Source organism: Pseudoduganella sp. GW821-FHT12E03, from assembly GCF_058807115.1.
On sequence record NZ_JBXAQJ010000032.1, the window covers coordinates 1 to 5,775 of the forward strand.

Sequence of the window (5,775 nt, forward strand, 5' to 3'; positions counted from 1 at the left end):
GCGCGCCTCGCGTTCGGCCGGCGGCAGCGCGCCCAGGTCCTGCAGCGGCAACGCCAGTTCCAGGCTGGCGGCGATGGATTGCAGCGGTGTGCCGTCGACCGTGGCAAAGCTGGTGCGCAGCGCCTCGTGGCGGCGCACTAGCTCATTGAGCGCGCGGGCCAGCGCCGCACGGTTCAGATCCCCATGCAGGTGGACCGCCACTGGCATATTGTAGGCCGCGCTGTTGCCGTCGAGTTGATTGATGAACCACAAACGTTGCTGGGTGAAGGAAAGCGGCAGGCTGCCGTCGCGCGCGACGGGTAGCATGGGCAGTTGCTCCGCGCCCACGCCTGCGTTCGGACTTTGCTCGATGCGCATTGCCAGGTCCGCGATGGTGGGGGCCTCGAACAGCACACGCACAGGCAGTTCCAGGGCGAAGGCGGAGCGCAGCCGGGAAATCAGCTGCATCGCCAGTAGCGAGTGCCCGCCCAGTTGGAAGAAATTGTCGTGGATGCCGACTTGGGCCAGGCCGAGCACCTCAGCCCAGATAGCGGCCAGCGTCTGTTCGGTGTTGTTGCGCGGCGCGGAATACGCGGCGCTGCTTTGATCCAGGTCGGGCGCAGGCAAAGCGCGGCGGTCGAATTTGCCATTTGGCGTCAGCGGCATCCGTTCGAGCCAGACGAAAGCGGTGGGCACCATGTAATCCGGCAGCGAGCGCGCCAACGTGGCGCGCAACTCTGCCGTTTCCAACGGCGCATACCCGTCGGCGTGCACCAGGTAAGCCACCAGGCGGGGGCCGCCCGGGGCTTCATTACTGGCCAACACCACGGCGTCGCGTACGGCTGGCAGCCGCGCCAGCGTCGCCTCGATTTCGTCCAGTTCGATCCTGAAGCCGCGGATCTTGACTTGATGGTCGATCCGGCCCAGGCATTCGATGTTTCCATCCGGCAGATAGCGCGCGAGATCGCCGGTGCGGTACATGCGAGCCCCCGGTATACCGGCAAACGGATCGGCGATGAAACGTTCAGCCGTCAGCGCGGGCTGGTTCAGATAACCGCGCGCCAGGCCGTGGCCGCCAATATACAGTTCTCCCGGCACGCCGACTGGTACCAGCGTCAGCTCGGCATCAAGCAGGTAGATACGGGCATTGGCGATAGGGCGGCCGATGACCGGCACCTCGCCGCTGGCCTGAATGGCGCACCATGCGGCATCCACCGTTGTTTCAGTGGGACCGTAGACGTTGTAGAAGCGGCTGCCTGTATGGGCGCGCAACTGCCGCCACATGGTTTGATCGATGGCCTCGCCGCCAATCAGCACATAGGCCGGCAGCGCGCCAGTCTGCTGTGGCGTGGGCTTCAGCAGTAGCGCCAGCTGCGACGGTGTGCAGTCGAAGCCGTCGAGGCCCCAATCGGCCATGGCGGCGGCCAGCCCCTCGGTATCGGCGCGCAGTTCGGCGGGAATCGGATAGATCGTGCCGCCCTCGAGGATTAACAACAGTTGCTTGACCGAGGCATCGAAGGCGAATGAAGCGTTAACGCCGATCTTCATGCCATCCAGGCTGGCCAGCTCACTGTAAATCTGCCGGCGCAACGCTCGCACCAGGTTGATGGCAGAGCGGTGCTGGATGCACACGCCCTTGGGCAGACCGGTCGATCCGGAGGTATAGATCACATAGGCCAGATTGCCGGGCATGCCCAGCGGGACGAGATTGCTGTCGTCCAGCATCGCCAGCGCCTGCCATTGGCTGTCGAGGCAAAGCACAGGTGCAACGTCGCCGAAATGCACAAGCAGATGGGACTGGGTGAGCACCATGGCCGGGCGCGCGTCGTCGAGCATCGCTTGCAGGCGTTCGCGTGGATAGGATGGGTCCAGGGGCACGTAGGCGCCGCCTGCCTTGAGGATGCCGAGCAGGCCAACCAGCATGTCGAGCGAACGTTCGACGCATAGTGCAACCAGCACATCCGGCCCGACACCGTGGCCGCGCAGATAGCGGGCCAGTTGATTGGCTCGGCTGTTCAGGGCGGCATAGCTCAGGGTGTCGGCTCCGTAGACAACCGCCGCCTGCCCGGGCGTACGCGCCACCTGGGCTTCGAACAGCTGTTGGATGGTATGCTGGTCGGGATAGGCGTGCGTGGTGGCGTTCCAACCGTTCAGCAATTGTTCACGTTCGCTGTGGCCCAGCATCGCCAGGTCGGCCACGCGCGCATCCGGGCTGGCGCCGGCCGCCCGCAGCAGACACACAAAATGGGCCGCCATGCGCTCGATGGTCGCCGCCTGGAACAGGTCGGTACTGTACTCGAGCGTGGCGGCCAGCTCGTCGCCGGCTTCGGTGATGCTCAAGGTCATATCGAACTTGGCGCTCGTGCGGTCGGCTTCGACCGGTTCGAACGTCAGTCCGGGCAGCTCCAATTTGCCCGTGGGGGTGTTCTGCAGGACCAGCATGACCTGGAACAGCGGCGCATGACTGAGCTGGCGCTCCGGCTTGAGCAGTTCAACCAATTGCTCGAACGGAACGTCCTGGTGCGCATAAGCCTGGATGGCCTTGCTGCGCACCTGTTGTAACAGTTCGGCAAAACTGGCGCCGGCGACCACCTGCGTGCGCAGCACCAGGGTATTGACGAAGAAGCCGATCAACGCCTCTGTTTCTGCACGGTTGCGGTTGGCGACGGGGGTGCCGACGCAGATGTCGGACTGGCCCGAATAGCGCGCCAGCAGTATGCTGAAGACGGCGTTCAGGGTCATGAACAGCGTGGTCTGCGCCTGCTGGGTGACGGTCTGCAGCGCGCTGGTGACGTCGGCGGGCACCGTGAACGAGACCACGGCACCGCGATGGCTGGGCAGCGCGGGACGCGGGAAGTCGGTCGGCAGCGCCAGCAATGGCGGGGCATCGGCCAGTTGGCCGCTCCAGTAATCCAGTTGTTGCTGCAGGGCGTCGCCGCTCAGCCACTGCCGTTGCCAGTGCGCGAAATCGGCGTACTGGACGGGCAGCTCCGGCAATGGCGAGGGCTGGTGTTGAACGAAAGCAGCATAGAGCGATACCAGTTCCCGCACCAGCACACCCATCGACCAGCCATCAGAAACGATATGGTGCAAAGTCAGCAGGACGATATGCTCTGCGGCGTCAAGGCGGATCAGGCGGGCCCGGATCAACGGACCTTGTGCCAGGTCGAATGGCGTCTGCGCTTCCTCGGCCGCCAATTGCAGGGCGTGTACCTCGCGCTCACCCTGCTCCAGCGTACCCAGGTCGGTCATCGGCAGTGGCAACACCTGATGCGGCCGGATGCGCTGCACCGGCGCACCCTCATGCAGGCCGAAGGTGGTGCGCAGCGCCTCGTGGCGGCGCACGATCTCGTTCAGGGTGAGGCGCAGCGCGTCGGCGTCGAACGTACCGTGCAGCCTGACCGCAGCCGGCATATTGTAGAAGGCGCCGGCGGTTTCGAACTGGTCGAGGAACCACAGGCGTTGCTGAGCGAACGACAACGCCAGCGGCGCCGAGCGATCGACCGCGACGATGGTGGGCAGGCGCGCCGTGTCGCCGCCTTGCGGGAGCTGGTCGATATAGCTGGAGATCAGGGCGACGGTTTGCGCGGTAAAGAAGACTTCGACCGGCACCGTCACCTCCAGCGTCGCTTCGATATGGCTGATCACCACGGCGACCAGCAGCGAGTGGCCGCCCAGCGCGAAAAAGTTGTGGTGAACGCCAATCTGCTCCAGCTCGAGCACGTCGGCCCAGATCGCGGCAACTGCATGCTCGGTGTCCGTGCTCGGCGCCACATAGACAACTTCCGTGTCGATTGGCGGGGTCTCGGCAAAACGTTTGTCTGCGCGGCCCAGGTGTTCAATGGTGCCATCGGGACGATAGCGCGCCAGGTCGCCCGTATTACGCAGGTGGGCATCGCGGCGCAGCGGATGCGGCGCGGTATTGTCGTCGGCCTCGGCCTCCGCATAGGAACCGGATGCTTCCGTGTACACGTGGCCAGGTACGCCAATCGGCACCAGATCGTGGCTGGCGTCGAGCAGGTAAAGACGGTCCATCTTGCCGTCCGGGTCACTCCAGCCATTCAGCAGCTGTGTCCGCTCTGCGGCGGACAGCATATCCAATTGCGCGATGGGACGGGTGGAGTCGGCGGCGACGGCATGCAGCAGCTGGCTGAAATGGCCAGCCATGCGCGCCATCGTGGCGTCATCGAACAAATCGGTGTTGTATTCGATGGTGCAGGCCAGGCCGTCGTACTGTTCGCTGACATTCAGCGTCAGGTCGAACTTGGCGGTCGCACTGGTGGCCTGGATCGGCAACATGCGCAATCCCGGCAGGTCGAGCGTTTGCTCCGGCGCGTTTTGCATGGCAAAGGCTACCTGGAACAATGGAGAATGACTCAAGCTGCGCACCGGCTTGACGGCATCCACCAGTTGCTCGAAGGGTACGTCCTGGTGTGCATAGGCGCCCAGCGCGGTCGCGCGTACCTGCTGCAACAAGGCCGTGAACGGTGCATTGATATCGACCTGCGTGCGCAGCACCAGCGTATTGACGAAGAAGCCGATCAACGCTTCAGTTTCGGCGCGGTTGCGGTTGGCGATCGGCGTACCGATGACGATGTCAGACTGGCCCGAGTAGCGTGCCAGCAGGATGTTGAAGGCGGCGGCCAGCGCCATGAACAGCGTGCTTTGCTCCCGGCAGGCCAGGGTGTGCAGGGCCGTCGTGGTGTGTAAAGGTATGCTGAACGAGAACAGCTCGCCGATGAACGACTGCACCGGCGGCCTGGCTCGGTCGGTCGGCAAGGCCAGCAAGGCCGGGGCGCCGGCCAGGCGTTCGGTCCAGTAGCCGAGCTGGCGTTCCAGCACCTCGCCGCTGAGCCACTGGCGCTGCCAGTGGGCGAAATCGGCGTACTGGATCGCCAGCGGCGGCAGCGGCGAAGGCTGGCCCTGGACATAGGCCGCATACAGGGCCGCCACTTCCTGCACCAGCAGGCCCATCGACCAGCCGTCGGAGACGATGTGGTGGATGGTGAACAGTACGATGTGTTCGTCGCTGCGCAAGCGTAACAGGCGAACCCGGATCAGTGGGCCGGTGGCCAGGTTGAACGGAGTTTGCGCTTCGTCCTGGGTCAGCCAGGTGGCGCGCGCTTCGCGCTCCGCCTGGGGCAGTTGGCTCAAATCAAGCAAGGGCAGCCGCAGTTCCAGGCTGGCGGCGATGATCTGCCTTGGCTCGCCATCGACGGTGGCGAAACTGGTACGCAGCGCCTCGTGGCGTTGTACCACTTCATTGACGGTGCGGGTCAGGGCATCCACGTCCAGTATGCCAAGCAGTTTTACCGCAGCGGGAATATTGTATGAAGCACCGCCGCTTTCGAATTGGTCGAGGAACCACAGGCGCTGCTGGGAGAATGACAGCGCCGGCGCCGCATCGCGGGGCACCGGCAGCATTGGCGGCGCCATCGACTCGCCTCCCTGCGGAGCCATGTTCTCGATCCGGCCCGCCAGGGCTTCCAGGGAAGAGGTCTCGAACAATGCGCGTAGCGGTAAATCGATCTCGAATGCGTTACGTATTCTGGAAACCAGTTGGGTGGCCAGCAGGGAATGCCCTCCCAGGGCAAAGAAGTTATCGGTTGCACCCACCTGATCGAGTTTCAGCACGTCAGCCCACATCGCGGCCAGGGTCGCTTCCGTCGGCGTGCGGGGGGCAACGTAGCCGCTCTGATTGCGGCTCATATCGGGAGCGGGCAGGGCGCGATGATCGAGCTTGCCGTTTGGCGTCAATGGCAGCTGTTCCAGGAAGACGAAGTGGGCCGGCACCAT

General features: G+C 64.4%; 1 protein-coding gene. It reads right to left on the reverse strand.

Annotated features, from left to right (window positions below; genetic code table 11):
• A partial coding sequence (locus AC1RRC_RS33110) for an amino acid adenylation domain-containing protein (RefSeq protein ID WP_493060178.1) occupies positions 1-5,775 on the reverse strand: 5,775 nt, incomplete at both ends.